This window comes from Hymenobacter polaris, assembly GCF_012927305.1.
In the GTDB taxonomy this organism is placed as follows: Bacteria; Bacteroidota; Bacteroidia; order Cytophagales; family Hymenobacteraceae; genus Hymenobacter; species Hymenobacter polaris.
The window spans coordinates 604,854-629,958 of record NZ_JABBGH010000003.1 but is presented as its reverse complement, the minus strand read 5'-3'; the positions used below and the strand labels follow the sequence as shown (position 1 = coordinate 629,958).

Below are 25,105 nucleotides of genomic sequence, written 5' to 3'. Positions count from 1 at the left end.
CCTCAACACAAAAAAAGGTCATGCTATGTAGCATGACCTTTTTTTGTGTTGAGGACCCTAGGGCTCTAGCCACCGCCTATTTTTGGTCGTCGGCGGGCTGGTCCAAGGTGGTAGCTTCCGCTTCCGTGGGCGAAACAGCACCTGATTCGGTGCGGTTAGCTTCTTGGTTGGTGTTGCTTTCGTCGTTCAACTCGGGCACGAACTCACGAGCTTCGGTACCAGCCTCGTTGGTGGTGCTGGCAGCCGCAGCAGCACCCGCATTGCCCCCACGGCGGCGCGAGCGGCGGGTGGTAGTGGACTTAGCAGCGGCAGCGTTCTTGCTCTCGAGTAGGGTTTCGTTGAAGTCTACCAGCTCGATGATGCACATGTCAGCGTTATCACCGGCGCGGCTAGCGCTCAGCTTCAGGATGCGCGTGTAACCACCGGGGCGGTTAGCAATGCGGCCAGCTATCTCGCCATACAGTTCCTTGATGCTTTCCTTGTTTTGCAAGGTGGCAAATACGGTGCGGCGCGAGTGCGTAGTATCGTCCTTCGCCTTAGTCAGCAGCGGCTCCACAAACTGGCGCAGGGCCTTGGCCTTGGCCACGGTCGTAGTTACGCGCTTCGAGATAATGAGCGACGAAGCCATGTTCGACAGCATCGCATTGCGGTGGGACGCCGTGCGGCCCAGGTGGTTGATTTTTTTACCGTGTCGCATGGGACAGTTTTGGGTAAATGCTACGCTTGCGGGCCAAGACCACGGCGGGCCAAAGCGGCCTCATTAGAACCTTGTCCCCTAGGGCGTAGCGGGGTGAATAAAGCTATAAAAAAGGCTGGCTGCCATAACCCCGCGGTGGAGGTGCTAGCAGCCAGCACGGCAATCAATTACTAATCTTCGTCGAGGCGATACTTGCCGAGGTCCATGCCAAAGTGCAGGCCCTTCTCTTCCACCAGGTTTTCCAGTTCCGTGAGGCTCTTCTTACCAAAGTTGCGGAACTTCATCATGTCAGCCATGTCGAGCTGCACCAGCTCGCCTAGGGTCTTGATGTCAGCCGCCTTCAGGCAGTTATAAGCGCGCACCGAAAGGTCCATCTCGCTGAGCGGGGTCTTCAGCGTCTTGCGCATAGCCAGGGTCTCCTCATCCACTGGTTCAGCCGCCGCCGGGCGGTTGCCGCTCAGCTGAATAGTATTGTCCGAAAACAGCATGAAGTGCTGAATCAGAATATTGGCCGCACCTTTTAATGCCTCCTCAGGATGAATCGAACCGTCGGTTTGAATTTCAATCAACAAACGCTCGTAGTCCGTTTTCTGCTCCACGCGGGTGTTCTCGATGCTGTACTTCACGTTTTTGATGGGCGTGTAGATAGCATCGATGGCAATCTGGCCAAATACTTGGTCAGTCGGCTTATTTTCGTCGGCCGGCACGTAACCACGGCCACGATTCACCGTCAACTCAAATTCCAGTTCTTTGGCTGGGTCTAGGTTGCAGATAACCAGCTTCGGATTCAACACCTGGAAGCCGTTAGCAAACTTGGCAATGTCGCCAGCGGTAAAAGTATCTTGCCCGCTGATGCGCACCGTAATCTTGTCCTCAATGGCATCGCTAATTTTCTTAAAGCGCACCTGCTTGAGGTTCAGGATGATTTCGGACATATCCTCAATCACCCCTTCAATCGTGGAAAACTCGTGCAGCACCGAGGTCGTGCGCACCGACGTAATGGCGAAGCCCTCCAGCGACGAAAGCAAAATGCGACGCAGCGCATTCCCAATCGTAACACCGTAGCCCTTCTCCAGAGGCTTGAATTCAAACGAACCAGTGAAGTCGTCGGCTTTCTCCATTACGACCTTCTCCGGCATTTGAAAAGCTAAGATTGACATATGTGGGGCGTGTTAAGTAAGTACAAGTAAAGCGAGCCTAGGCTCGCTAAGTTCCCCAAACCCAATGCCTTGCTTGCGCTTGGCTACCCTCTCCCACCGGGGACCAACCGGAAGCGGGTACAGCACGAAAGCGGCCCGAGCCAAAGCCCGGGCCGCACAAAGTGCCAGTTTATTACTTCGAATACAATTCGACGATAAGCTGCTCCGAAATCTTTTCCGGAATCAGCTCCCGCGATGGCATATTGGTGAACTTACCCACCATCTCTTTGCCGTCCCACTCCAGCCACGAGAACTGACGCGAATTGCGTACACTCAGCGAAGTCGTGATAGCTTCCAGCGACTTCGACTTCTCCCGCACGCCTACTTGGTCGCCAGCACGCAGTTTATACGAAGGAATGTTAACTACCTCGCCGTTCACCGTGATATGCTTATGCGATACCAGCTGGCGCGCCGCGCGGCGCGTGCTGGCAATACCCAAGCGATATACCACATTATCGAGACGCGACTCCAGCAAACCCAGCAGATTGTCGCCGGTGATACCCGGCAGCACAGCGGCTTTGTGGAAGAGGTTCTCGAAATATTTTTCTAGCACCCCATACAGGTACTTTACCTTCTGCTTCTCCATCAGCTGCACAGCGTATTCCGACTGCTTCTTGCGGCGGCCACGGCCATGCTGGCCCGGAGGATAATTCTTTTTGTTGAGCGCTTTGCTCGGGCCAAAAATGGGCTCCGAAAAGCGGCGGGCGATTTTGGCGGTAGGGCCAGTATAACGTGCCATTTTACAGGAATATCAAAAGTGAGAAATCAAACGCGGCGACGCTTGGGCGGGCGGCAGCCGTTGTGCGGCAGCGGCGTCACATCACGGATGGTCGTCACTTCAATACCGATGTTGCCTAGGGCACGAATGGCCGACTCACGACCAGCACCCGGACCTTTCACAAATACTTCTGCCTTGCGCATGCCTAGGTCGTGCGCCACTTTGCCGCAGTCGCTAGCCGCCATTTGAGCAGCGTAGGGAGTGTTTTTCTTCGAACCTCGGAAACCCATCTTGCCCGCTGAAGCCCAGGAAATCACCTGCCCATTGGAGTTGGTTACCGAGATGATGATATTGTTGAACGAAGCGCGGATGTGCACTTGGCCGACTTGCTCCACCACCACAAGGCGCTTTTTGGCCTTGTCTTTTCTTTTTTGTGCCATTTGGTTATCGCTGAAAACACGGCAGGTGTTAGCCTTGAGTTAGAAGTTATGAGTCTTAAAATACTAACCCACAACTTCTAGCTCAAAGCTGATTGCCGCTGAAGTTTACTTAGTTGCTTTCTTCTTACCAGCCACAGTCTTGCGTTTGCCCTTACGAGTACGCGAGTTGTTTTTGGTACGCTGGCCTCGCACCGGCAGGCCTTTGCGATGGCGCAGGCCGCGGTAGCAGCCAATGTCCATCAGGCGCTTAATGTTGAGCTGGATTTCCGAGCGTAATACACCCTCCGTCTTATGCTCAGCAGCGATGATGGCGCGAACTTCACCGGATTCGGCTTCCGTCCAATCCTTCACCTTTTTGTTGATGTCGATACCGGCCTTGGTGAGAATTTTAGCCGCGTTGCTCCGGCCAATGCCGAAGATGTAAGTCAGGGCGATTTCGCCGCGCTTGTTGTCCGGGATGTCTACCCCTGCGATACGAGCCATAAGGAAAAATAAGATGTTTGCGGACCAGAAAGCCCGGCAGCAACTTGGAAGGCGATAGCAGCCCTAGGGTTGCTACCAGTACCCAAGCCTCCGAGTTTCTGAAATTGGTTTAGCCCTGACGTTGCTTGAAACGCGGGTTCTTCTTGTTGATGACGTAGAGCTTGCCGTTACGGCGAATGATTTTGCAATCAACGCTACGCTTCTTCACCGAGGTTTTTACTTTCATGGCCTTGAAGAAAACGAAAAAATTACTTATACCTATACTTAATTCGCCCTTTCGACAAGTCGTAAGGCGACATTTCTAATTTCACCTTGTCGCCGGGCAAAATCTTGATGTAGTGCATTCGCATCTTGCCCGAAATGTGAGCAATCAACTGGTGCCCATTTTCCAATTCCACACGGAACATGGCGTTGGACAGGGCTTCCAGGATGGTTCCGTCCTGCTCGATAGACGCTTGTTTGGCCATATGGCTAGTGCAGTGCTTTCTCTATGTATTCAAATGAGGTCAGAATTTCTGCCTTATCTTTTCTAACAACAACTGTATGCTCAAAGTGCGCGGCTGGCTTATTATCGCGAGTACGGATAGTCCAACCGTCCTTTTCCTGCATTACCTCCTTTTTGCCTAGTGTAATCATTGGCTCAATGGCGAGGGTCATGCCGGTTTGTAGCTTAGGTCCCGAGCCGCGCTTACCATAGTTAGGTACATCTGGCTTCTCATGCAGCTTGGCACCTACCCCATGCCCTACTAGCTCCCGCACTACTCCGTAGCCCTTAGGAGCCACGTAATTTTGAATAGCGTAGCTGATATCTCCTACTCGGTTGCCAGCAATTGCTTGCTCTATACCCTTGTAAAGCGAGGCTTCTGTTTCTTTTAGCAATTGCTTTACCGCCAAAGGCACCTCCCCTATTGGGTAGGTATAGGCGCTGTCTGCGTGGTAACCATTTAAAAGCACCCCACAATCAACTGACAAAATATCTCCGTTCTGCAGCGGCTTGTCTGTTGCAAAACCATGCACTACTACCGAGTTCGGGCTCAAACAAAGGCTATAAGGGAAATTATTATACCCTTTGAACGAAGGCACCGCACCATGGTCACGGATAAACTCCTCGGCGCGGCGGTCTAACTCCCGCGTCGTTACGCCTTCGCGGATAAGCTTGGCCACTTCACCATGAGCTTGCGCTAACAACCGAGCTGCTTCGCGCATTAAATCAATTTCTTCTTCAGTTTTAAACTGAATAACTCCTGTAGCCATGCATTACGAAGCAATAGCGATGGGCTGCGATGGCCGCCCTCGCAGCTTACTAGATTTCATCATACCATCGTAATGACGCATCAGCAAGTAGCTTTCTACTTGATTAAGCGTATCGAGCACTACCCCTACCATAATGATGAGTGAGGTACCACCATAGAATAGTGACAAAGGACGTGTTACTCCCAGTAGAAGCGCTACGGTTGGAAATACCGCAATCAAGGCAAGCGCAACAGCACCCGGTAGCGTAATACGCGTTAGGATTTCATCGATGAATTCCGAAGTATCACGACCAGGCTTAACACCGGGTACAAAACCCCCACTCCGCTTTAAGTCATCAGCAATCTGATTAGGATTGACGCTGATGGCAGTATAGAAATAAGTGAAGACGATAATTAAGAATGCGAAGACAGCATTATATACCCAATTCTCAGGTGAGAAATAAGTCGCGATACTGGCTGCTAACTCGCTATTCTTGTTCCAGGCCTGGGCAGCAATATTTGGCACAAACATCAGTGATTGGGCGAAAATGATAGGCATCACCCCAGCTGCGTTTACTTTCAACGGGATAAATTGACGCTGCGCATCTAGTTGTGTGGTGCCACCTACTTGCTTAGCATACTGTACTGGAATGCGACGCACTGCTTGTGTCAACACAATAACAGCCATCACAATTAAAAATAGTACTACCATTTCCAGCAAGAAAATCAACGACTTATTGATTCCCTTGGAAGCTGCTTCTCCTATTAAGGCACCGGGTAAACGTGACACAATACCAATCATGATAATCATAGAGATACCGTTGCCAATGCCTTTGTCAGTGATTTTTTCCCCTAGCCACATGCAAAACAGCGTTCCAGCTGTAATAATGAGCATGGTAGAAATAGTAAAGAATGTACCAGGATTCGCAATCGCTTCGGCATTAATGGTAGCCAGAAAGCCGGCCGACTGCGCCATCACAATCGGAATAGTCAGAATACGGGTATATTGATTTATCTTTTTACGGCCCGATTCCCCTTCTTTTTGCAGCTTTTGAAAATACGGCACGGCAATCGTTAGCAGTTGCAATACGATTGAAGCTGATATATAGGGCATAATGCCCAAAGCAAAAATCGAGGCATGACTAAACGCACCACCGAGCAATGTATCCAGAATACCAAACACCCCATTCGTCCCTTGCTTGAGGCGGTTAGGATCAATGCCAGGAAGCACGACATAACAGCCGAGCCGATAGATAGCAATGAAAAGCAGCGTATTGAGGATTCGCGTACGCAAATCCTCAATCGCAAAAATGTTTTTTATCGTGTTGATAAACTTATTCATTGCTAGGAACTAACGAATAGATAAGCTACAGGGTAATAACCTTACCACCAGCCTTTTCAATAGCCTCTTGAGCCGATTTAGAGAAAGCGTGGGCATGCACTTCGATAGCCGCGCTTAGTTCGCCACGGCCAAGTACTTTGATTTTAGCGTTTTTCGATACTAGGCCGGCTTCTACAAAGTAGCCTGCGCCCATGGTAGCAGCGTTATTCGTTTCGAATAGGTTTTGTATCACATCAAGGTTGATACCTTTATACTCTACCCGGTTGATGTTTTTAAAGCCGAATTTAGGTACACGGCGCTGCAATGGCATCTGGCCACCTTCGAAACCCGATTTGCGCGAGTAACCTGAACGCGATTTGGCACCTTTATGGCCTCGAGTCGAGGTACCACCCCGGCCCGAGCCCTCGCCGCGACCCAAACGCTTATTATTACGCGTTGAACCTTCGGCAGGTTTGAGATTGGAAAGATTCATATCTAGTATAAACGCTTAAAGTTCAGTTACTTCGAGCAGGTGCTTTACCGAGGCTACCATGCCTAGGATACTGGCATTGGTTTCGTGAGTAGCAACGCTGTTGAGTTTGCGTAGGCCTAGGGCCTGCACAGTGCGCTTCTGCCGCTCGGGGCGGTCGATGGCACTACGGACGAGTTTTACTTGAATTTGAGCCATCGTCTTTTAACCGTTAAAAACGCGAGCAAGAGAAATACCACGAGCTTGGGCAATCTGCATTGGGTCGCGCATCTTAGATAGCGCATCGAAGGTAGCCTTTACCACGTTATGGGGGTTTGACGAACCTTTTGATTTTGCAAGTACATCCTTAATGCCGGCCGATTCGAACACGGCACGCATGGCACCGCCGGCAATTACGCCAGTACCAGCAGCAGCTGGTTGTACTAGCACGTAGCCGCCTGAGTATTTGCCCTCCATGATGTGGGGTACCGTGTGCTTATACAGCGGCACTTTCACGAGGTTCTTGCGGGCGTCGTCAATGCCTTTGGCAATGGCGTCGGTTACTTCGTTGGCTTTGCCTAGGCCATAGCCTACGGTGCCTTTGCCATCGCCTACCACTACGATAGCTGAGAAGCTGAAACGACGACCACCTTTTACCACCTTCGCTACGCGGTTGATGGCTACTACTTTCTCTTTCAGGTCCGACTCGCCTTGCACGGCGTTGTCGTTACCACGACCGCCGCGGTCATTACCCCGGCGGTCATTGCCACCTCTGTTATTACCACCACGGTCGTTGCCACCGGCACCGCCACCACGGTTGTTGTTGTTATACTCTGCCATGATGCGTTAGAAATTGAGGCCGCCTTCGCGGGCTCCTTCAGCCAATGATTTAACCCGACCGTGATACAAATAACCCGAGCGGTCGAACACTACTTTAGTAATACCGGCGGCTTGGGCCTTGGCCGCGATTTCGCGACCTACCGCAGCTGCCAGCGCTACGCCGTTGCCACCTTCGGCTGTTACCTTTTTCGACGAAGCGGCAGCTAGCGTACGGCCAGCGGTATCGTCGATGATTTGAGCGTAGATGCCCGTGTTAGAGCGGAATACCGACAGGCGCGGGCGCTCCGAAGTGCCGGACACTTTCGTGCGGATAATGCGCTGAATGCGCTTCCGGCGAGATGCTTTATCGAAAGCCATGATGCTGAATTACTTTTTAGCGGCAGTCTTGCCGGCTTTACGACGAACCACTTCACCCACGAAACGCACACCTTTGCCTTTGTAAGGCTCTACTTTCCGCAGCGAGCGGATTTTAGCGGCTACCTGACCAATCAATTGCTTATCAATGCTAGTCAGGGTCACAATAGGGTTTTTTCCCTTTTCAGTTACAGCCGTAGCCGCTACTTCGGGGGGCATAGCTAGGTACACATTGTGCGAATAGCCCAGCGACAATTCTAATGCGCCGTTAGCTAGGGCAGCCTTATAGCCTACCCCTACTAACTCAAGCTTGTGCTCATAACCAGTACTCACGCCGGTAATCATGTTATTGATGAGCGAACGGTAGAGGCCATGCATAGCCTTATGGCGCTTCTGCTCGGTGGGCCGGCTCACTATCAGGTTACCATCTTCGGTAGCCACCGTGATGTCGCGGTCCACGGCCTGCGTAAGCGTGCCCTTAGGGCCTTTCACCGTAACGGTGTTGTCTTTATCAACCGATACCTGCACGCCACTGGGCAGGCTTATCGGCAGTTTACCAATGCGGGACATATAGATACTACTGCTTAGCGGGTTAGTACACGTAGCACAGCACCTCGCCGCCCACGTTCTCGTTCTTAGCTTCCTTCTCAGTCATTACCCCCTTCGAGGTCGAGAGAATGGCAATGCCTAGGCCACTCAATACACGCGGCAGGTTCTCTACGTGCGCATACTGGCGCAAGCCAGGCGTGCTTATGCGCTCTAGCTTAGTAATGGCCGGAGCTTTCGTAGTAGGATTGTACTTAAGCGCAATCTTAATTACGCCCTGCGCAGAGGTATCATCAAAACGGTAGCTCTGAATGTAGCCCTTTTGATAGAGCACCTTCGTCATTTCCTTTTTGATGTTGCTGGCCGGGATTTCCACCACGCGGTGCCCCGCCTTCTGGGCGTTGCGTACCCGGGTTAGGTAATCGGCAATCGGGTCAGTATTCATTTAGTTATAAATGGCCCACAACTTGGGGCCGCAAAGATAAGAAAATTTCGCAGCAGTAGCTAATAGCCCTACAGCGAAATTCCAGTTAAGACTACTGGGCTCGGCTTTCGGGGCGCGGCCCATGGTTTCTTTCGGCAACCTGCCAAAGCGGGTGGGTAAGCCCACAATATTCTATTTCGGGGTGCAAAGGTAGCAGACAACGTGCCACTTATGCAAGTGCTAGTATAATAAATCCACTCTGGGGTGCTTCGCACAAAAAAACCTCCAATCTATACAATAGGAGGTTTCTTTGTGTAAAGCACCCTAGGGTGCTTACCAGCTTGACTTGGTCACGCCGGGAATTTTACCGGCCAGTGCCATCTCGCGGAAACGAACGCGGCTGATGCCAAACTTACGCATGTAGCCACGGGGGCGGCCATCAATCATATCGCGGTTGTGCAAGCGCACAGGCGAAGCGTTGCGGGGCAGCTTGTCGAGGCCGGCATAGTCGCCGGCAGCTTTCAGAGCCTTACGCTTCTCGGCGTAGCGGGCTACCAGGGCAACGCGCTTGCGGGCCCGGGCTTTGATGGATTCTTTAGCCATTATTGAGCGTCCTTTTTAGCGTTAGCGAAGGGCATCCCGAAGGCGCGGAGCAGCTCGTAGCTCTGCTCATCGTTTTCGGCGGTCGTCACGAAGGTGATGTCCATACCCGAGATGCCTTTGATTTTGTCAATCGAAATCTCCGGAAAAATGATTTGCTCCTTCACGCCGAGTGTGTAGTTGCCACGGCCATCGAAGCCTTTATCATTAATTCCTTTGAAATCACGCACACGGGGCAGGGCCACCGTCAGCAGGCGGTCCAGAAACTCGTACATGCGCTCACCACGTAGCGTTACACGCGCGCCAATAGGCATTCCCTCGCGGAGCTTGAAGTTAGATACCGAGCGCTTAGCGATAGTCGGCACTGCCTTCTGGCCAGAGATAGTGGTCAACTCCTCTACTCCATTATCAACCAATTTCTTATCAGCCACCGCGGCACCGATGCCGCGGTTAATGCAGATTTTGGTGATGCGCGGTACCTGCATAATGCTCTTATATTGGAATTTCTCCTGGAGCGCAGGTACTACTTCTTTCTCGTATTTATCTTTTAGTCGGGCCATAGTCGTAGCGGGTTAAGCGTTGGCCGAATCAACCTTCTTCACGTTTGACACGTGCATCGGGCTTTCGATTTTAGTGATGCCACCCTGAGGGTTCTTCGCACTCGGCTTGTTGTGCTTAGTCACCAGGTTAAGGCCTTCCACGATGACGCGCTGGGTCGAGCGATTCACCGACTTAATAACGCCACGCTTGCCTTTCTCATCACCGGCAATTACGAGTACGTTGTCGCCCGTTTTCACGTGCAAGTGTACGGGGGCTGCTTTTGCTTTCGTTGCCATAGCTTTAGATTACTTCAGGGGCTAGGGATACGATTTTCATAAATTGCTTCTCGCGCAACTCACGGGCCACCGGCCCGAAAATGCGTGTGCCACGCGGTTCGTCGTTGTTATTAAGCAACACGGCAGCGTTATCATCGAAGCGGATATAGGAACCGTCCTTGCGGCGAATTTCCTTCTTAGTACGCACGATAACGGCTTTGCTTACGGTACCTTTTTTAGCGTTTCCCGAAGGAATTGCCGATTTAATAGCTACCACGATTTTATCGCCAACCGTTGCGTATTTCTTGCCCGTGCCACCCAATACGCGGATGCAGAGCACTTCCTTGGCGCCGCTATTATCGGCCACCGTGAGGCGGGATTCTTGCTGTATCATCGTTCAGGATTATTTAGCACGTTCAACAATTTCAACTAAACGCCAGCGCTTAGTCTTGCTTAGCGGGCGAGTGCTCATGATGCGCACCGTATCGCCTTCGCCACACTCGTTTTTCTCATCGTGAGCGTGAAACTTGGTCGTCTTGCTCACAAACTTGCCGTAAATTGGGTGCTGCTGCTTTACCACAACAGCCACCGTGATGGACTTGTCCATCTTGCTGCTAGTTACCTTGCCGACGATTTCCTTCCGCAGGTTACGGTCGGAAGCGGCGTTGTGAGCCGGCAACAGGTTTTCTTGAGTCGGTTCCATTACTAAGCTTGGTTAGAAGCCTGCTCATTATTCCGACGCGAAAGCTCCGTTTGCAGGCGAGCAACGGTTTTGCGGTTGACCTTCAAACGGGCCGGGTTTTCGAGCGGGCTGATAGCGTGCGCAAAGCGCAACTGCTGGCCGTTGGTTTGCTCAGTTTTAAGTTGAGTGCGCAGGTCTTCTAAAGACAGGGCGCGGAGTTCAGTGCTTTTCATCGGTTAGGCAGCAGATTCTTCGAAGTCGCGACGAACTACAAATGAGGTACGAACCGGCAGCTTCTGGGCCGCTAGGCGTAGCGACTCTTTGGCAGTTTCGAGGCTCACGCCATCCGATTCAAACAAAATCATTCCTGGCTTTACGCAAGCTACCCAATACTCAGGGGCACCTTTACCCTTACCCATCCGCACTTCAGCCGGCTTCTTGGTAATGGGTTTGTCGGGGAAAATGCGAATCCATACTTGCCCTTCGCGTTTCATAGCACGGGTCACGGCAATACGAGCTGCCTCAATCTGGCGAGCCGTAATCCATGAAGTCTCCAGCGACTTGATAGCGAACGAACCGAAGTCTATGGAGCTGCCGCGGTAGGCCAAGCCAGTCACGCGACCCTTTTGCATCTTGCGATACTTGGTCCTTTTCGGTTGTAACATGTTAAAAAAGAGAAAGAAACTAAAAAAATATTTGCACTAAACCCTAGCCTGCACTGGATAGTTCAGACTAGGGTTAAGGCCTTCAAACTATAGATTACCGGCGGGGACCACCACCTTGGCCACCACGAGGAGCACCACTACCGGCGCCGCCCCGGTTGCCGCCACCCTGGCCACCACGGGAAGCTCCACCCGCACCGCCATCACGGCGCGGACCACGGTCACCTCCACCTTGGCCATCGCGGCGTGGGCCACGGTCACGGCCATCGCGGTCACCACGTGGGCCACGGTCGCGGTCACCACGGCCACCACGGTCATCGCCACCCTGGCCGCCAGCCGGAGCTTGGTTAGGCGACAAGTCAGGCTTACCAAATATTTCCCCGCGCATCACCCATACTTTGATGCCGATTTTGCCATACACCGTCTGCGCTTCCGAGAGGGCATAGTCAATGTCAGCGCGCAGGGTGTGCAGCGGCGTGCGGCCTTCCTTATACTGCTCCGAACGGGCAATTTCAGCACCGCCTAGGCGACCACCGCACTGAATCTTGATACCTTCAGCACCGGCACGAAGTGCGGCCTGAATCGACATCTTCATGGCGCGGCGGAATGAGATACGGGCAGCTAACTGCTGCGCGATGCTCTCGCCCACTAGGCGAGCATCCAACTCAGGACGCTTAATCTCGAAGATGTTGATTTGAACATCCTTTTTGGTAATTTCCTTGAGTTCGTCTTTGATTTTATCAACCTCTTGGCCGCCTTTACCAATTACTACACCCGGACGAGCCGTGTTAATGGTAATAGTAATGCGCTTCAGCGTGCGCTCGATAACAATGCGCGAAATACCACCCTTTTGGATACGAGCGTTGATGTACTTGCGAATTTTCTCATCCTCTACCAGCTTGTCGGCAAAATCTTTGCCGCCGTACCAGTTAGAGTCCCAGCCTTTGATAACGCCGAGGCGGAAACCGACGGGATTTACTTTCTGTCCCATGATAGATTAAGCGTTGGCGGGGGTTTCGGTAGAGGTAGCAGCGTCGATAGAAGTTAGCGCGCGATTCATAGCGTTAATTTCTTTTTTCGTCATCTGCGACTCGCGCTGCGGACCAACCGTCAGCGTGATGTGGTTCGAACGCTTGCGAATGCGGTGGCCACGACCCTGCGGGGCGGGGCGCAGGCGCTTCAACTGCCGGCCTTCGTCAACCATAATTTCGGTCACGTACAGGTTGGCGTCTTCAATGCGCTCATCAGCATTTTTAAGCTGCCAGTTGGCTAGGGCCGACAAAAGCAGTTTCTCTACCTTTTCGGCACCCGAATTGGCTTCGAAGCGGAGCAGACCTAAGGCCTGCGTGACCCGCTTACCGCGGACCAAGTTGGCTACCAAGCGCATTTTGCGCGGCGAGGTAGGCACGTTACGGAGTTTGGCTACTGCTTCCATCTTAACGCTTGCCTTTATCTTTTTTGGCGACGTGACCACGGAAGTTGCGCGTGGGCGCAAACTCGCCGAGCTTATGGCCGACCATGTTTTCAGTTACATACACCGGAATGAATTTATTCCCGTTGTGTACCGCGAAGGTGTGACCTACAAAGTCGGGCGAAATCATTGAACGCCGCGACCAAGTTTTAACTACCGTCTTCTTACCAGCACTTTCCAGCGCTTCTACCTTCTTCTCGAGCCGGAAGTCAATGTACGGCCCTTTTTTCAGTGAACGTGCCATTGGTTATTTTTTGCCTTTCCGGCTGACAATAAGGTTTTCCGAATACTTATTCTTGTTACGGGTCTTCTGGCCCTTAGCGAAGATGCCATTGCGGCTACGCGGGTGACCACCCGACGACTTACCTTCACCACCACCCATGGGGTGGTCAACGGGGTTCATAGCAACGCCACGAACGCGGGGGCGACGACCAGCCCAGCGGTTGCGGCCAGCTTTGCCCATTACTACATTCATGTGGTCACCGTTCGAAACAGTGCCCACCGTAGCAGTGCAGGTTACGAGCACCATGCGCATTTCACCAGAAGGCAGCTTCAACGTAGCGTAGCGGTCTTCGCGAGCCACAAGCTGAGCGTAGGTGCCAGCTGAGCGAGCGATGGCGGCACCTTGGCCGGGTTGCAGCTCGATGTTGTGTACAATGGTACCGAGAGGCATCTCGCGCAGCGGCAAAGCGTTGCCAACTTCAGGAGCTACGCCGGTACCAGATACAATCTGCGTACCCACGGCCAAGCCAGCAGGAGCGATGATGTAGCGCTTCTCACCGTCGGCGTAGTGCAGCAAGGCGATACGAGCTGTGCGGTTAGGGTCATATTCGATGGTCTTCACCGTGGCCGGCACTCCGGCTTTATCACGCTTGAAGTCCACGATACGGTACTGGGTCTTGTGTCCACCGCCGATGTAGCGGTTAGACATCTTACCCGAAGAGTTGCGGCCCCCACTCTTCTTGAGTGGTGCCAGCAACGACTTCTCCGGCGTCGAGGCAGTAAGCTCATCGAAAGCCGGGGCCACGCGGAAGCGTTGGCCGGGCGTTGTGGGACGGAGTTTTTTTAGTGCCATTACTAGCGTTTGCTTTTGCGGCGGTTAAAATGGCGGGCGACCCTAGGGCCACCCTACCTTGTTAAGCAATTAGATATTGCCGTAGAAATCAATAATATCACCATCTTTCAGCGTCACAACGGCTTTTTTGCCGTGGGCGCGGCGGCCAGCAACCTGGCCACCTTTGGTGAATTTCGACTTGACCTTGCCGATGGTGCGCATCGTGTTGATGCTCGTTACGGTTACCCCGTACATCTGCTCTACGTCTTTTTTAATCTGCACCTTGTTAGCCGTACGCTCTACTTCGAACACGTAGCGGCCTTTTTCGGTCAGGCCAGTGGCCTTTTCGGTGATGATGGGGCGTTTCAGCGTGCTCATTACTCGGCGTTGTTAGCGGTGTAGAGTTGCTCCAGCGAACGCAGACCTTCCTCGCTCAGCAGCAAGGTGTCGGTGTTCAACAGGTCGTGGGTGTTGAGAGCTACCGGAGTAGCCACTTTCACCTTCTGGATGTTACGGGCACTCAGCAGCAGGTTCTTGTCAGCCTCAGCAGCCACGTACAACGTCTTGCGACCATTGTTGAGCTTTAGGCCTTCGAGGATAGCTACGAAGTCTTTCGTCTTGGGAGCCCCTAGGGTCAGGTTTTCTACCAAGGCTACTTTGCCTTCGCGGGCCAGAACCGATAGAGCCGACAAGCGGGCAAGGCGCTTGGTTTTCTTGTTCAGCTTGAAGCCGTAGTCGCGAGGCTTAGGACCGAACATACGGCCACCGCCTACGAATACACCCGACTTCATTGAGCCAGCGCGGGCGCCGCCGGTACCTTTTTGCTTCTTCAGCTTTTTGGTAGTGCGGGCTACTTCGGCACGTTCCTTCGATTTGTGCGTGCCCTGGCGTTGATTGGCCAGGTACTGCTTCACGTCAAGGTACATGACGTGCTCGTTCGGCTCGCGGCCAAACACGGCGTCGGACAGCGTAACCTTACGGCCAGTGTCTTCACCTTTGCTATTGAATACGGACAGTTCCATTATCTAGTCGAGCTTAGCAGGTTATTTCTCCAGAACCACGTAGCCGTTCTTGGCGCCGGGCACCGAACCGCTCACCAGAATCAGGTTCTTGTCAGCTACAATGCGCATCACCTTTAGGTTCTGCACTTTCACGCGGTCGCTGCCCATACGGCCACCCATGCGCATTCCTTTGAACACGCGCGAAGGCCACGAGCAAGCACCAATAGAACCCGGGTGACGCAAGCGGTTGTGCTGACCGTGGGTCTGCCCACCTACACCCTGGAAGTTGTAGCGCTTTACCACGCCTTGAAAACCCTTACCCTTCGAAGTACCAACTACGTCAACAAATTCTCCTTCTTCGAACAGGTCCGTCTTCACTTCGCTACCGAGCGCGAAGGTTTTCACGTCATCAGTGCGGAATTCTACCAAACGCTTCTTAGGCGTGGTGTTAGCTTTGGCGAAGTGACCAGCAAGCGCTTTAGTGGTGCGCTTGGTTTTCTTCTCGCCATAGCCGAGCTGCACGGCGTTGTAGCCGTCCGTCTCGATGGTCTTAACCTGCGTCACTACGCACGGACCCGCCTCGATGAGCGTGCAGGGAATGTTTTTCCCGTCCGGAGTGAAGAGGCTTGTCATACCGATTTTTTTACCGATGATGCCAGGCATTCTTGTGGTTGTTAAATAGACACAAAAGAAAAAGGCCCGAGTGGCCTTTTCTAAAAGGGAGTGCAAAGGTAAGGTTTTTTGCTGAGAAAAACCAATAGACTAAGGAAAATATTTCAAGTCAAGCAGTTGAGGTATTTTATGCCTACGGCAACTACCGCATTTTTCCTGACACAAAAAGCCCCGCTGGCTCTTACCAGCGGGGCTTTTACATACACTAAACCCTAGGCTCAGACTTTGATTTCAACGTCAACGCCGCTAGGCAGCTCCAGCTTCATCAACGCATCTACCGTTTTGCTGCTGGTCGAGAAGATATCCACCAAGCGCTTATAGGTGCAGAGTTGGAATTGCTCCCGGCTCTTTTTATTCACGTGGGGCGAACGCAGCACCGTATACTTCTCCTTTTCCGTAGGCAACGGAATGGGGCCGCTTACGATGGCACCGGTAGCTTTCACAGCCTTCACAATTTTCTCGGAAGACTTATCGACCAGATTATGGTCGTAGCTTTTCAGCTTGATTCTGATTTTCTGGTTCATGGTTGGTTAGGGCCGATTGCCCTAGGGTTGACAAGCTGAATAAATATTAGGCGCGAGTGCCTTTAGTCTTAGCTACAATGGCATCGGCCATGTTAGTAGGTACCTGCTCATAGTGCGAGAAGGTAAGCGAAGCTGAAGCCCGGCCCGACGACAGCGTGCGCAGGTCGGTCACGTAGCCGAACAACTCTGACAGCGGAACGTCCGCCTTGATAACTTGGGCTCCGCCTTTAGTGTCCATGCCTTTCATCAGGCCGCGACGACGGTTTAAGTCACCAGTTACCGGGCCGGTGTACTCGTCGGGGCAAACTACTTCAACGGCCATGATGGGCTCGAGCAGTTTCGGACCAGCCTTGCGAGCAGCCTCACGGAAACCATCACGGGCAGCCAATTCGAACGACAGCGCGTCCGAGTCAACATCGTGGAATGAGCCATGGTAGAGGCGCACCTTCATGGTCTCGATGGGGAAACCAGCCAGCGGGCCACGCTTCATAGCTTCTTCAAAACCCTTTTGGATGGGAGCAATGAATTCGCGGGGAATGACACCACCCACGATAGCATTGTCGAATTCCATACCAGGTTTTTCCGGCTCGGTTTCTTTCGGACCGAGTTCAAACACGATGTCGCCGAATTTACCGCGGCCACCAGTTTGCTTCTTGTAAGTTTCGCGGTGGTCCACCTTCTTGGTCAGCATCTCCTTGTAGGCAACCTGCGGAGCACCTTGGTTGATTTCAACCTTGAACTCGCGGCGCATCCGGTCGATAATAATTTCCAAGTGCAACTCGCCCATACCACGCAGAATAGTTTGGCCGGTTTCTTCATCGGTGTTCACGCGCAACGTGGGGTCTTCCTCAATGAGCTTGGCGATAGCCATACCCATTTTATCCACGTCAGCCTGAGTCTTAGGCTCAATGGCGTAGCCAATTACCGGCTCGGGGAACGACATCGACTCCAGTACCAACGGGTTCTTCTCGTCGGTTAGCGTATCGCCAGTCTTGATGTCCTTAAAGCCCACACCAGCCGCAATATCACCCGCTTGGATTTTGTCAATCGGGTTCTGCTTATTGGAGTGCATCTGCATGAGGCGCGAAATACGCTCCTTCTTGCCAGTGCGGTTATTGAGCACGTAGGAACCACCATCAAGCTGACCGCTGTAGCAGCGGAAGAAGCATAGACGGCCTACGTAAGGGTCGGTAGCAATCTTAAAAGCCAGCGCGGTGAAAGGCTCCGAGTTATCGGGGTGGCGCTCTACTTCATCGCCGTTATCGGGGTTGGTACCCACAATGGCCGGCATGTCAAGCGGCGACGGCAGGTAAGCCATTACAGCATCCAGCATCGTTTGAACGCCCTTGTTTTTGAAAGCCGAGCCGCAGAGCACCGGCGAGAATTTCATATCGATAACCGCTTTACGGATAACGACCATCATCTCTTCGCGCGTAATGCTCTCCGGGTCCTCGAAGAACTTCTCCATCAAGGTATCATCGTACTCAGCTACGCTCTCAATGAGCTTTTCGCGCCATTCGGCTACGGTGTCCACTAGGTCCTCGGGCACTGGAATCTCGTTATACGACTTGCCTTCGGTAGCATCGTCCCACACAATAGCCTTGCCAGTGAGTAGGTCAACTACGCCTTTGAAGGTGTCTTCAGCGCCAATGGGGATTTGCAATGGTACTGGGTTGGCACCAAGCTTTTCCTTAATCTCGTTAACGGCTTTGAAGAAGTCGGCACCGGCGCGGTCCATCTTGTTGACAAAGCAGATACGGGGCACGCTATACTTGTCGGCTTGGCGCCATACGGTTTCCGACTGCGGCTCCACGCCCGATACGGCGCAGAACAAAGCCACTGCCCCGTCAAGCACGCGCAGCGAACGCTCCACCTCCACCGTAAAGTCAACGTGACCAGGGGTATCGATGAGGTTGATTTTGTATTGCTTGGTATCCGGCACCGTGTTGCCTTGGGCATCGGTGGGGTAGTTCCAGAAAGTAGTGGTAGCAGCCGAGGTAATGGTAATGCCCCGCTCCTGCTCTTGCTCCATCCAGTCCATCGTGGCGGCACCATCGTGCACCTCCCCGATTTTGTGGGTTTTCCCCGTATAGTAGAGGATGCGCTCCGAAGTCGTCGTCTTGCCCGCGTCGATGTGGGCCATGATGCCGATGTTACGCAGATATTCGAGGTCTTTATTGACGGCCATTACAATAGGTTAATTAGCGCGTTAGCGGGTTGATAAGCTCAGGTAAGAAGACAACCAAGAGTGGTTAAACATTCCATCTAAACTTATCAACCCGCTAACGCCCGAGATATTAGAATCGGAAGTGCGAGAAGGCCTTGTTAGCTTCGGCCATGCGGTGCGTATCGTCTTTTTTCTTAACGGCAGCTCCTTCGCCTTTAGCAGCGGCAATAATTTCACCCGCTAGTTTGTCTTTCATGGTTTTCTCACCACGACGACGAGCGTACTGAATCAGCCACTTCGAGCCCACGGCGATGCGGCGGTCAGCGCGCACCTCAATCGGCACCTGGAAGGTGGCACCACCCACGCGGCGGCTCTTCACTTCCACAGTCGGCATCACATTATTGAGCGCTTTGCGCCACATTTCGAGGCCGCTTTCCTTGGTGCGGGTTTCCACTTGCTCTACGGCATCGTAGAAAATGGTGTAGGCCAAGTTCTTTTTCCCGTCATACATCATGTAATTGACGAAGCGGGTTACGAGCGTCTCCTTGAACTTGGGGTCCGGCAGGAGAATGCGCTTTTTCGGTTTAGACTTACGCATGGTATTGGATAGTGCTTGGTGCTTGGTGCCTAGGGCCGCTAGGTTCACCTAAACGTCCCAAACACCAAGCACTAACTAATTATTTTTTCTTACCGGGTGCTGGTTTACCACCTTTGCCAGCCGCTGCGGCTTGGCCTGGCTTCGGGCGCTTAGCACCGTACTTCGAGCGGCGCTGCAGACGGCCACTAACCCCAGCCGTGTCGAGGGCACCACGGATGATGTGGTAGCGCACGCCAGGCAGGTCTTTTACCCGGCCTCCGCGAATGAGCACGATGCTGTGCTCCTGGAGGTTGTGGCCTTCACCGGGAATGTATGCGTTTACTTCCTTACCGTTGGTAAGGCGCACACGGGCCACTTTGCGCATAGCCGAGTTCGGCTTCTTAGGCGTGGTGGTGTACACACGGGTGCACACGCCCCGACGCTGCGGGCACGAATCAAGGGCGGGCGACTTCGACTTGGTAGTCAGAGCCTCACGACCTTTCCGTACGAGTTGGTTAATGGTTGGCATTTAGGAATTGATTGACGGAAGCCGTTTGCCTCCAGATTTTTCAGGCCTGCAAAGGTACGAAATCGCTTTTAGAAAAGCAAACTCGCTGAAAAAGTTAATCTTCCAGAAGTGGGGGACACAAAAACGTCATGCTGAGCTTGTCGAAGCATCTCTACCACGCCCCTAGGGCATCGTTTACCAAGATACTTCGGTAGGCCCAGCATGACGTTCTGTTTGTGTCCCCTAGGGCCACCTACGCCTCCCCTACCGCTCCACCAAAGTTGATAGGATAAGTAGGCGCATCCTGATGCAGCTTGATAGCGCCAAAGCTCTGCTCAAACTTCTGCACGTTCTCCTCTAGCGCCGCCAGCAGGCGCTTGGCGTGCTCGGGCGTGAGGATGATGCGGGCCTTAACCTTGGCCTTGGGCACGCCCGGCAGCAGGCGAATAAAATCCACCACGAACTCGCTGCTACTGTGGGCAATCAGGGCCAGATTGGCGTACTCGCCCTCAGCAATGGCTTCACTCAACTCGATGTTGAGCGCATTAGGGTCGGTGTTTTGGGGTTGGTTGGGTTGCATATTATTCGCTCTGGCTTTCGCCAAACATTGTTTCTTCAATCATATTCACTACTCTCGCAATAGGCATTGCAAATACACCTGCCTTGCCTTCAAGGAATGCTTCACGCCACATTTGGTAGCCTTTTTCAAAATCCTGCGGCAACGATTCTTTTGCAACAACTAACTGTGTTACACTGGCTTCAATCGCATCCTCTGAAAAAGGTAAATGCGATGCCGTACCGCTGTCTTTCTTTTCAGGATTAGACTTCAGATTTAAACCATTCACTTGAATATGAACAGCTATTTCTGCGCCGTATAGCTTTTCAACTTTCAAAATTTGCAAAGTAGAATTCGGGTCAGCGGTTCGCGTTTGATACTCCCAAATCTGTCCTACTTGAAACCGTGAGTTGTGAAAATCTTCTATCGGTGCTTTATCAGTTGTCATCATAATGAACGCAAGTAAGCCCCTAGGGCTACAAGATGGCTGACAAGCTCAGCCTGACGGCTTTTACCCAAACAAAAACCCCCGGCCGGCACTCACGCCAACCGGGGGTTTTGCTTTTACAAACCTACGTCACTCGTTAGTCCTGCACTGTGGTCGTCTCGCGCTTGGCGCGCGAGGGGCGCTTGGTGGGGGCGGCGGGCTCGGCGGCAGCGGCGCTCTGGCGGGCGGCGAGGTCGTCTTTCGAGGTAACCTCGATGCCCTGGTACTCGCGCAGGCCAGTACCGGCCGGGATGAGGTGGCCAACGATTACGTTCTCCTTCAGGCCCAGCAGCTCGTCGGCTTTACCGCGGATGGCGGCTTCGCTCAGTACTTTGGTCGTCTCCTGGAACGAGGCAGCCGAGATGAACGAGGCCGTGCCCAGTGAAGCCTGCGTGATGCCTTGCAGCGTCGGCTTCGACACCGCCGGTTGGGCATCGCGGACTTCGGCCAGCTTCAGGTCGCGGCGGCGCAGCGACGAGTTCTCGTCGCGCAGCTTGCGTGAGGAGATAATCTGGCCGGGGCGCAACTCGGTCGAGTCGCCGGCATCGGTTACCACCTTCATGTCGATGATGGTATCGTTCTCCTCCATCAACGATACCTTGTCCACGAGCTGGTTTTCCAAGAAGCTCGTGTCGCCGGCATCCATCACGAGCACCTTCTGCATCATCTGGCGGACGATTACTTCGATGTGCTTGTCGTTGATTTTCACGCCCTGCAAGCGGTACACTTCCTGAATCTCGTTCACGAGGTACTCCTGCACCGCGCCCGGACCCTGAATGTTCAGAATGTCGGTCGGGGTGATGGCGCCGTCGGAGAGCGGGGCACCGGCCCGCACGAAGTCGTTGTCCTGCACCAGGATGAACTTCGACAGCGGCACCATGTACTTCCGCTTCACGCCGTCTTTCGACTCCACGAAGATTTCGCGGTTACCACGCTTCACCGAGCCGTAGGTGATTACGCCGTCGATTTCCGATACTACCGCCGGGTTCGACGGGTTGCGGGCCTCGAACAGCTCCACTACGCGGGGTAGACCACCCGTAATGTCGCGGGTCTTGCCCACGGCGCGGGGAATCTTGGCCAGGATGTGGCCGGCCTTCACCTTCGTGCCGTTCTCGACGTTCAGGTGAGCGCCTACCGGCATCGAGTACGACTTGTTGGAGTCGGCATCGGCACCTTTGGCGGGCAGCAGGATAACCGAGGGGTTCTGCGCCTTGTCTTTCGATTCGGTGATAACCTTCTCGCGGAAGCCCGTCTGCTCGTCGGCCTCCTCGCGGTAGGTCACGCCTTCGGTGATGGCATCGTACTGGATGGTACCGTCGAACTCGGCCAGAATAACGGCGTTGTACGGGTCCCAGTTTACCAGTTCCTGGCCTTTCTCTACGGCATCGCCTTCCTTCACCAGCAGGAACGAGCCGTACGGCACGTGGTTGGCAATGAATACTTTGCGCGTATCCTTGTCCACGATGCGGATTTCGCCCGAGCGACCCATTACCACGTTGGTAGCGCCCCCTTCGGCGTTGGTACCAGCCACGGCGCGAATGTCCTCGAACTCAATCACGCCGTTGAACTTGGCGCGGATGTTAGCCTCAACCGCAATGTTCGAGGCCGTACCACCTACGTGGAAGGTACGGAGCGTCAGCTGCGTGCCGGGCTCACCGATGGACTGCGCGGCGATAACGCCCACAGCCTCACCTTTCTGCACCATGCGGCCGGTGGCCAGGTTACGGCCGTAGCACTTGGCGCAGATGCCGCGCTTGCTTTCGCAAGTCAGCACCGAGCGAATCTCTACCGACTCGATGCTAGTAGCGTCGATGCGGCGGGTAATTTCCTCAGTAATCTGCGAGCCGGCGGCCAGAATCAACTCGTCGGTCAGCGGGTCGATGATGTCGTGCACGTTGGTACGGCCGAGGATACGCTCGGAGAGCGGCTCCACGATGTCCTCGTTGTCTTTCAACGCGAAGGTTTCCGTGCCACGCAACGTGCCGCAGTCCGGCTCGTTCACGATTACGTCCTGCGACACGTCTACCAGACGGCGGGTCAGGTAGCCGGCGTCGGCCGTCTTCATGGCCGTGTCGGCCAGACCCTTACGGGCACCGTGCGTCGAGATGAAGTACTCGATTACGTCGAGGCCTTCCTTGAAGTTCGACAGAATCGGGTTCTCGATAATCTCGCCTACCGAGCCTTGCAGCGATTTCTGGGGCTTGGCCATCAGGCCGCGCATGCCGCCGAGCTGGCGAATCTGCTCGCGCGAGCCGCGGGCACCCGAGTGCATCATCATGTAGATGGAGTTGAAGCCTTGGTTCTCCTTCTCCAGGCGGCCCATCAGGGTCTCCGTAATCTGCGAGTTGATGCGGGTCCAGATGTCGATTACCTGGTTGTAGCGCTCGTTGTTCGTAATCAGACCCATCTGGTAGTTCTGCGTTACTGCAGCTACGTCCGCCTGGGCTTGGGCAATCAGGATGTCCTTCTCTTTCGGAATCTGGATGTCGCCCAGACCCATGCTCAGACCGCCTTTGTAGGCCGACTGGAAGCCGAGGGTCTTGATGTCGTCCAGGAACTGCGCCGTGCGGGCCATGCCCGTGCGCTTGAAGACCATCGAGATAATCTGCTGGAGCTTCTTCTTGGTCAGCAGCTCGTCCACGAAACCTACTTCCTTGGGCACGAGCTGGTTGAAGAGCACGCGGCCGGCCACTGTTTCGATGATGCGGGGCACGAGGTCGTCGTTCTCGTCGCGCACCATGGTTTTCACCTTGATGTAGGCGTGCTTCGAGAGCTGCTTCTCGTTGATGGCAATCACCACTTCCTCGTCGGAGTAGAACACCCGGCCTTCGCCCTGAATCTTCTCGTCGTCGGTCGAGCGCTTGCCCTTAGTTACGTAGTACAGGCCCAGTACCATGTCCTGGCTCGGTACGGCGATAGGCGCGCCGTTGGCCGGGTTCAGAATGTTGTGCGAGGCCAGCATCAGCATCGAGGCTTCCAGGATAGCAGCCGGCCCTAGGGGCACGTGCACAGCCATCTGGTCACCGTCGAAGTCGGCGTTGAAAGCCGTACACACGAGCGGGTGCAGCTGGATAGCCTTGCCCTCGATGAGGCGCGGCTGGAACGCCTGAATACCCAGACGGTGCAGCGTAGGAGCACGGTTGAGGAGCACCGGGTGACCCTTCAGCACGTTCTCCAGGATATCCCACACTACGGCATCCTTGCGGTCCACAATCTTCTTAGCCGACTTTACCGTCTTCACAATGCCGCGCTCGATGAGCTTGCGGATGATGAACGGCTTGAACAGCTCGGCGGCCATGTTCTTGGGCAGGCCGCACTCGTGCAGCTTCAGCTCGGGGCCTACCACGATAACCGAACGGCCCGAGTAGTCCACGCGCTTACCCAGCAGGTTCTGGCGGAAGCGGCCCTGCTTGCCTTTCAGCATATCGGACAGCGACTTCAGCGCGCGGTTACCTTCGGCGCGCACGGCGTTCACCTTGCGCGAGTTGTCGAAGAGCGAGTCCACGGCCTCTTGCAGCATGCGCTTCTCGTTGCGCAAAATCACCTCCGGGGCCTTGATTTCAATCAGGCGCTTGAGGCGGTTGTTGCGGATGATAACGCGGCGGTACAGGTCGTTCAAGTCGGACGTGGCGAAGCGGCCACCATCCAGCGGCACCAGCGGGCGCAGCTCCGGCGGAATCACCGGCACCATGCGGATAACCATCCACTCGGGCTTGTTCTCCACGCGGGTGGCGGCATCGCGGAAAGCTTCTACTACGCGCAGACGCTTCAGCGCCTCCGCCTTCCGCTGCTGCGAAGTCTCGTGCGCAGCCGAGTCGCGGAGCGAGTAGCTCAGCTCGTCGAGGTTGATGCGCTCGAGCAGCATTTGCAGCGCGTCGGCCCCCATTTTAGCGATGAACTTTTGCGGGTCATCGTTGGGCAGCATCTGGTTTTCGCGCGGCAGCTTGTCGATGATGTCCAGGTACTCGTCCTCGGTGAGGAAGTCGAGCTGCTGCACACCTTCTTCGGCTTGCACGCCGGGCTGCACCACTACGTAGCGCTCGTAGTAGATAATCTGGTCGAGCTTCTTGGTGGGCAGGCCCAGCAGGTAGCCGATTTTATTCGGCAGGCTCTTGAAGTACCAGATGTGAGCTACGGGCACCACCAGCTCGATGTGGCCCATGCGCTCGCGGCGCACCTTCTTCTCGGTCACCTCCACGCCGCAACGGTCGCAGATGATGCCCTTGTAGCGAATACGCTTGTATTTGCCGCAGTGGCATTCCCAGTCTTTCACCGGGCCGAAAATCCGCTCGCAGAACAAGCCACCCATTTCGGGCTTGTAGGTGCGGTAATTAATCGTTTCCGGCTTTACTACCTCCCCCGTGCTGCGCTCCAGAATGCCTTCCGGCGAGGCCAGCGAGATAGTAACCTTCGAGAAGTCCTGTACTAACTTCTTGTTTTTTGCGAAAGCCATTAGGTTTGATTATTAGCTGTTAGCTGTTTGGCTTTTAGCTGTTAGAGTATCTTCTAACAGTTCGACGCTACGAAAAGTGCTCTACAGGTCGGACAGGTACGCCGCGCAGTAGATTTCCGTCAGGCCTTACTTACTCTTACTATATATAAACTC

At 54.0% G+C, this 25,105-nt stretch carries 36 protein-coding genes; all 36 read right to left on the bottom strand.

The genetic code is table 11. The features are described from left to right. Window positions 1-76: 76 nt before the first annotated feature. The 36 genes from rplQ to rpoC all read right to left on the bottom strand — a co-directional run bounded on the left by rplQ (window position 77) and on the right by rpoC (window position 24,952). Window positions 77-697 carry a 50S ribosomal protein L17 gene (rplQ, locus tag HHL22_RS19210; protein ID WP_169533008.1) on the bottom strand — a complete coding sequence of 207 codons (621 nt, stop codon included), beginning with the start codon at window positions 695-697 and terminating at the stop codon, window positions 77-79. 170 nt (window positions 698-867) lie between these two features. Beyond that, window positions 868-1,857: a DNA-directed RNA polymerase subunit alpha gene (locus HHL22_RS19205; RefSeq protein ID WP_169533007.1), complete on the bottom strand. Its 990-nt coding sequence runs from the start codon at window positions 1,855-1,857 to the stop codon at window positions 868-870. A gap of 172 nt (window positions 1,858-2,029) precedes the next feature. Next, on the bottom strand, window positions 2,030-2,635 hold the full coding sequence (gene rpsD, locus HHL22_RS19200) for a 30S ribosomal protein S4 (protein WP_169533006.1): 606 nt from the start codon (window positions 2,633-2,635) through the stop codon (window positions 2,030-2,032). A 26-nt stretch (window positions 2,636-2,661) separates the two neighbouring features. Next, a complete protein-coding gene (rpsK, locus tag HHL22_RS19195) occupies window positions 2,662-3,054 on the bottom strand; it encodes a 30S ribosomal protein S11 (protein ID WP_144846925.1) in 393 nt (130 codons plus the stop codon). A 105-nt stretch (window positions 3,055-3,159) separates the two neighbouring features. Continuing rightward, entirely contained in the window at window positions 3,160-3,537 is a 378-nt protein-coding gene (rpsM, locus tag HHL22_RS19190) for a 30S ribosomal protein S13 (RefSeq protein ID WP_169533005.1), read from the bottom strand. A 109-nt stretch (window positions 3,538-3,646) separates the two neighbouring features. After that, window positions 3,647-3,763 carry a 50S ribosomal protein L36 gene (gene rpmJ, locus HHL22_RS19185; RefSeq protein ID WP_068340511.1) on the bottom strand — a complete coding sequence of 39 codons (117 nt, stop codon included), beginning with the start codon at window positions 3,761-3,763 and terminating at the stop codon, window positions 3,647-3,649. A gap of 22 nt (window positions 3,764-3,785) precedes the next feature. Continuing rightward, a complete protein-coding gene (gene infA, locus HHL22_RS19180; protein WP_035567874.1) occupies window positions 3,786-4,004 on the bottom strand; it encodes a translation initiation factor IF-1 in 219 nt (72 codons plus the stop codon). Between the two features lie 4 nt (window positions 4,005-4,008). Beyond that, entirely contained in the window at window positions 4,009-4,791 is a 783-nt protein-coding gene (map, locus tag HHL22_RS19175; RefSeq protein ID WP_169533004.1) for a type I methionyl aminopeptidase, read from the bottom strand. Between the two features lie 3 nt (window positions 4,792-4,794). Next, window positions 4,795-6,111 (bottom strand): preprotein translocase subunit SecY, encoded by a 1,317-nt coding sequence (gene secY, locus HHL22_RS19170; RefSeq protein WP_169533003.1) that lies wholly within the window; start codon window positions 6,109-6,111, stop codon window positions 4,795-4,797. A gap of 25 nt (window positions 6,112-6,136) precedes the next feature. After that, the gene (gene rplO / locus HHL22_RS19165; RefSeq protein ID WP_169533002.1) at window positions 6,137-6,583 is read right to left on the bottom strand and encodes a 50S ribosomal protein L15; all 447 of its coding nucleotides are present in this window, start codon (window positions 6,581-6,583) and stop codon (window positions 6,137-6,139) included. A 15-nt stretch (window positions 6,584-6,598) separates the two neighbouring features. Next, on the bottom strand, window positions 6,599-6,778 hold the full coding sequence (rpmD, locus tag HHL22_RS19160) for a 50S ribosomal protein L30 (RefSeq protein WP_169533001.1): 180 nt from the start codon (window positions 6,776-6,778) through the stop codon (window positions 6,599-6,601). A gap of 6 nt (window positions 6,779-6,784) precedes the next feature. Next, complete coding sequence (gene rpsE / locus HHL22_RS19155; RefSeq protein WP_169533000.1) at window positions 6,785-7,399, bottom strand: 30S ribosomal protein S5; 615 nt, start codon at window positions 7,397-7,399, stop codon at window positions 6,785-6,787. Between the two features lie 6 nt (window positions 7,400-7,405). After that, entirely contained in the window at window positions 7,406-7,756 is a 351-nt protein-coding gene (rplR, locus tag HHL22_RS19150) for a 50S ribosomal protein L18 (RefSeq protein ID WP_169532999.1), read from the bottom strand. Between the two features lie 9 nt (window positions 7,757-7,765). After that, on the bottom strand, window positions 7,766-8,323 hold the full coding sequence (rplF, locus tag HHL22_RS19145) for a 50S ribosomal protein L6 (RefSeq protein ID WP_169532998.1): 558 nt from the start codon (window positions 8,321-8,323) through the stop codon (window positions 7,766-7,768). A gap of 22 nt (window positions 8,324-8,345) precedes the next feature. Continuing rightward, window positions 8,346-8,744, bottom strand: a complete 399-nt coding sequence (rpsH, locus tag HHL22_RS19140) for a 30S ribosomal protein S8 (protein ID WP_169532997.1) — start codon at window positions 8,742-8,744, stop codon at window positions 8,346-8,348. A 312-nt stretch (window positions 8,745-9,056) separates the two neighbouring features. After that, entirely contained in the window at window positions 9,057-9,326 is a 270-nt protein-coding gene (gene rpsN, locus HHL22_RS19135; RefSeq protein ID WP_144846881.1) for a 30S ribosomal protein S14, read from the bottom strand. After that, entirely contained in the window at window positions 9,326-9,883 is a 558-nt protein-coding gene (rplE, locus tag HHL22_RS19130; protein WP_169532996.1) for a 50S ribosomal protein L5, read from the bottom strand. Before rplE ends, rpsN begins: the two co-directional genes overlap by 1 nt. 12 nt (window positions 9,884-9,895) lie before the next feature. Continuing rightward, window positions 9,896-10,159: a 50S ribosomal protein L24 gene (gene rplX / locus HHL22_RS19125; protein ID WP_169532995.1), complete on the bottom strand. Its 264-nt coding sequence runs from the start codon at window positions 10,157-10,159 to the stop codon at window positions 9,896-9,898. A gap of 4 nt (window positions 10,160-10,163) precedes the next feature. Further along, the gene (gene rplN, locus HHL22_RS19120) at window positions 10,164-10,532 is read right to left on the bottom strand and encodes a 50S ribosomal protein L14 (RefSeq protein WP_169532994.1); all 369 of its coding nucleotides are present in this window, start codon (window positions 10,530-10,532) and stop codon (window positions 10,164-10,166) included. Window positions 10,533-10,541: 9 nt separating this feature from the next. Next, window positions 10,542-10,841 carry a 30S ribosomal protein S17 gene (gene rpsQ / locus HHL22_RS19115; protein ID WP_169532993.1) on the bottom strand — a complete coding sequence of 100 codons (300 nt, stop codon included), beginning with the start codon at window positions 10,839-10,841 and terminating at the stop codon, window positions 10,542-10,544. Window positions 10,842-10,843: 2 nt separating this feature from the next. Then, window positions 10,844-11,053, bottom strand: coding sequence for a 50S ribosomal protein L29 (gene rpmC, locus HHL22_RS19110; RefSeq protein WP_169532992.1), 210 nt, complete (start codon window positions 11,051-11,053; stop codon window positions 10,844-10,846). A 3-nt stretch (window positions 11,054-11,056) separates the two neighbouring features. Further along, window positions 11,057-11,485, bottom strand: coding sequence for a 50S ribosomal protein L16 (gene rplP, locus HHL22_RS19105; RefSeq protein ID WP_169532991.1), 429 nt, complete (start codon window positions 11,483-11,485; stop codon window positions 11,057-11,059). Between the two features lie 94 nt (window positions 11,486-11,579). After that, complete coding sequence (gene rpsC, locus HHL22_RS19100; protein ID WP_169532990.1) at window positions 11,580-12,473, bottom strand: 30S ribosomal protein S3; 894 nt, start codon at window positions 12,471-12,473, stop codon at window positions 11,580-11,582. Window positions 12,474-12,479: 6 nt separating this feature from the next. Then, window positions 12,480-12,917, bottom strand: coding sequence for a 50S ribosomal protein L22 (gene rplV / locus HHL22_RS19095; RefSeq protein ID WP_169532989.1), 438 nt, complete (start codon window positions 12,915-12,917; stop codon window positions 12,480-12,482). Window position 12,918: 1 nt separating this feature from the next. Beyond that, window positions 12,919-13,197, bottom strand: coding sequence for a 30S ribosomal protein S19 (rpsS, locus tag HHL22_RS19090; RefSeq protein ID WP_169532988.1), 279 nt, complete (start codon window positions 13,195-13,197; stop codon window positions 12,919-12,921). Window positions 13,198-13,200: 3 nt separating this feature from the next. After that, window positions 13,201-14,028, bottom strand: a complete 828-nt coding sequence (gene rplB / locus HHL22_RS19085; protein WP_169532987.1) for a 50S ribosomal protein L2 — start codon at window positions 14,026-14,028, stop codon at window positions 13,201-13,203. A 69-nt stretch (window positions 14,029-14,097) separates the two neighbouring features. After that, on the bottom strand, window positions 14,098-14,385 hold the full coding sequence (gene rplW, locus HHL22_RS19080; RefSeq protein WP_169532986.1) for a 50S ribosomal protein L23: 288 nt from the start codon (window positions 14,383-14,385) through the stop codon (window positions 14,098-14,100). After that, window positions 14,385-15,029, bottom strand: a complete 645-nt coding sequence (rplD, locus tag HHL22_RS19075) for a 50S ribosomal protein L4 (protein ID WP_169532985.1) — start codon at window positions 15,027-15,029, stop codon at window positions 14,385-14,387. Before rplD ends, rplW begins: the two co-directional genes overlap by 1 nt. Before the next feature lie 21 nt (window positions 15,030-15,050). Further along, window positions 15,051-15,671, bottom strand: a complete 621-nt coding sequence (gene rplC / locus HHL22_RS19070) for a 50S ribosomal protein L3 (protein ID WP_169532984.1) — start codon at window positions 15,669-15,671, stop codon at window positions 15,051-15,053. A gap of 227 nt (window positions 15,672-15,898) precedes the next feature. After that, window positions 15,899-16,204 (bottom strand): 30S ribosomal protein S10, encoded by a 306-nt coding sequence (gene rpsJ, locus HHL22_RS19065; RefSeq protein WP_144846844.1) that lies wholly within the window; start codon window positions 16,202-16,204, stop codon window positions 15,899-15,901. 46 nt (window positions 16,205-16,250) lie between these two features. Next, window positions 16,251-18,392, bottom strand: a complete 2,142-nt coding sequence (fusA, locus tag HHL22_RS19060; protein WP_169532983.1) for an elongation factor G — start codon at window positions 18,390-18,392, stop codon at window positions 16,251-16,253. Window positions 18,393-18,501: 109 nt separating this feature from the next. Further along, window positions 18,502-18,969, bottom strand: a complete 468-nt coding sequence (rpsG, locus tag HHL22_RS19055; RefSeq protein WP_133656894.1) for a 30S ribosomal protein S7 — start codon at window positions 18,967-18,969, stop codon at window positions 18,502-18,504. A gap of 79 nt (window positions 18,970-19,048) precedes the next feature. Beyond that, window positions 19,049-19,477 carry a 30S ribosomal protein S12 gene (gene rpsL / locus HHL22_RS19050; RefSeq protein ID WP_169532982.1) on the bottom strand — a complete coding sequence of 143 codons (429 nt, stop codon included), beginning with the start codon at window positions 19,475-19,477 and terminating at the stop codon, window positions 19,049-19,051. A 232-nt stretch (window positions 19,478-19,709) separates the two neighbouring features. Beyond that, window positions 19,710-20,036, bottom strand: a complete 327-nt coding sequence (locus tag HHL22_RS19045; protein ID WP_169532981.1) for a DUF3467 domain-containing protein — start codon at window positions 20,034-20,036, stop codon at window positions 19,710-19,712. A gap of 1 nt (window position 20,037) precedes the next feature. Then, complete coding sequence (locus HHL22_RS19040) at window positions 20,038-20,463, bottom strand: hypothetical protein (RefSeq protein ID WP_169532980.1); 426 nt, start codon at window positions 20,461-20,463, stop codon at window positions 20,038-20,040. Window positions 20,464-20,596: 133 nt separating this feature from the next. Continuing rightward, window positions 20,597-24,952 (bottom strand): DNA-directed RNA polymerase subunit beta', encoded by a 4,356-nt coding sequence (rpoC, locus tag HHL22_RS19035; protein WP_169532979.1) that lies wholly within the window; start codon window positions 24,950-24,952, stop codon window positions 20,597-20,599. Window positions 24,953-25,105: the final 153 nt, after the last annotated feature.

Coding starts and splice junctions, on each gene's coding strand:
- rplD (WP_169532985.1), bottom strand. CDS start 15,029: ATGGAACTGTCCGTATTCAATAGCAAAGGTGAAGACACTGGCCGTAAG.
- rplR (WP_169532999.1), bottom strand. CDS start 7,756: ATGGCTTTCGATAAAGCATCTCGCCGGAAGCGCATTCAGCGCATTATC.
- rplE (WP_169532996.1), bottom strand. CDS start 9,883: ATGGCCCGACTAAAAGATAAATACGAGAAAGAAGTAGTACCTGCGCTC.
- rpsS (WP_169532988.1), bottom strand. CDS start 13,197: ATGGCACGTTCACTGAAAAAAGGGCCGTACATTGACTTCCGGCTCGAG.
- rpsL (WP_169532982.1), bottom strand. CDS start 19,477: ATGCCAACCATTAACCAACTCGTACGGAAAGGTCGTGAGGCTCTGACT.
- HHL22_RS19040 (WP_169532980.1), bottom strand. CDS start 20,463: ATGATGACAACTGATAAAGCACCGATAGAAGATTTTCACAACTCACGG.
- rplC (WP_169532984.1), bottom strand. CDS start 15,671: ATGCCTGGCATCATCGGTAAAAAAATCGGTATGACAAGCCTCTTCACT.
- rpsG (WP_133656894.1), bottom strand. CDS start 18,969: ATGCGTAAGTCTAAACCGAAAAAGCGCATTCTCCTGCCGGACCCCAAG.
- rpmD (WP_169533001.1), bottom strand. CDS start 6,778: ATGGCTCAAATTCAAGTAAAACTCGTCCGTAGTGCCATCGACCGCCCC.
- rplB (WP_169532987.1), bottom strand. CDS start 14,028: ATGGCACTAAAAAAACTCCGTCCCACAACGCCCGGCCAACGCTTCCGC.
- rpsM (WP_169533005.1), bottom strand. CDS start 3,537: ATGGCTCGTATCGCAGGGGTAGACATCCCGGACAACAAGCGCGGCGAA.
- rpsQ (WP_169532993.1), bottom strand. CDS start 10,841: ATGGAACCGACTCAAGAAAACCTGTTGCCGGCTCACAACGCCGCTTCC.
- rplW (WP_169532986.1), bottom strand. CDS start 14,385: ATGAGCACGCTGAAACGCCCCATCATCACCGAAAAGGCCACTGGCCTG.
- rpsK (WP_144846925.1), bottom strand. CDS start 3,054: ATGGCACAAAAAAGAAAAGACAAGGCCAAAAAGCGCCTTGTGGTGGTG.
- rplV (WP_169532989.1), bottom strand. CDS start 12,917: ATGGAAGCAGTAGCCAAACTCCGTAACGTGCCTACCTCGCCGCGCAAA.
- rpoC (WP_169532979.1), bottom strand. CDS start 24,952: ATGGCTTTCGCAAAAAACAAGAAGTTAGTACAGGACTTCTCGAAGGTT.
- infA (WP_035567874.1), bottom strand. CDS start 4,004: ATGGCCAAACAAGCGTCTATCGAGCAGGACGGAACCATCCTGGAAGCC.
- rpmC (WP_169532992.1), bottom strand. CDS start 11,053: ATGAAAAGCACTGAACTCCGCGCCCTGTCTTTAGAAGACCTGCGCACT.
- rpsJ (WP_144846844.1), bottom strand. CDS start 16,204: ATGAACCAGAAAATCAGAATCAAGCTGAAAAGCTACGACCATAATCTG.
- HHL22_RS19205 (WP_169533007.1), bottom strand. CDS start 1,857: ATGTCAATCTTAGCTTTTCAAATGCCGGAGAAGGTCGTAATGGAGAAA.
- rpmJ (WP_068340511.1), bottom strand. CDS start 3,763: ATGAAAGTAAAAACCTCGGTGAAGAAGCGTAGCGTTGATTGCAAAATC.
- rpsH (WP_169532997.1), bottom strand. CDS start 8,744: ATGAATACTGACCCGATTGCCGATTACCTAACCCGGGTACGCAACGCC.
- rpsN (WP_144846881.1), bottom strand. CDS start 9,326: ATGGCTAAAGAATCCATCAAAGCCCGGGCCCGCAAGCGCGTTGCCCTG.
- rplP (WP_169532991.1), bottom strand. CDS start 11,485: ATGTTACAACCGAAAAGGACCAAGTATCGCAAGATGCAAAAGGGTCGC.
- HHL22_RS19045 (WP_169532981.1), bottom strand. CDS start 20,036: ATGCAACCCAACCAACCCCAAAACACCGACCCTAATGCGCTCAACATC.
- rplF (WP_169532998.1), bottom strand. CDS start 8,323: ATGTCCCGCATTGGTAAACTGCCGATAAGCCTGCCCAGTGGCGTGCAG.
- rpsC (WP_169532990.1), bottom strand. CDS start 12,473: ATGGGACAGAAAGTAAATCCCGTCGGTTTCCGCCTCGGCGTTATCAAA.
- map (WP_169533004.1), bottom strand. CDS start 4,791: ATGGCTACAGGAGTTATTCAGTTTAAAACTGAAGAAGAAATTGATTTA.
- rplQ (WP_169533008.1), bottom strand. CDS start 697: ATGCGACACGGTAAAAAAATCAACCACCTGGGCCGCACGGCGTCCCAC.
- fusA (WP_169532983.1), bottom strand. CDS start 18,392: ATGGCCGTCAATAAAGACCTCGAATATCTGCGTAACATCGGCATCATG.
- rpsE (WP_169533000.1), bottom strand. CDS start 7,399: ATGGCAGAGTATAACAACAACAACCGTGGTGGCGGTGCCGGTGGCAAC.
- rplX (WP_169532995.1), bottom strand. CDS start 10,159: ATGGCAACGAAAGCAAAAGCAGCCCCCGTACACTTGCACGTGAAAACG.
- rpsD (WP_169533006.1), bottom strand. CDS start 2,635: ATGGCACGTTATACTGGCCCTACCGCCAAAATCGCCCGCCGCTTTTCG.
- rplN (WP_169532994.1), bottom strand. CDS start 10,532: ATGATACAGCAAGAATCCCGCCTCACGGTGGCCGATAATAGCGGCGCC.
- rplO (WP_169533002.1), bottom strand. CDS start 6,583: ATGAATCTTTCCAATCTCAAACCTGCCGAAGGTTCAACGCGTAATAAT.
- secY (WP_169533003.1), bottom strand. CDS start 6,111: ATGAATAAGTTTATCAACACGATAAAAAACATTTTTGCGATTGAGGAT.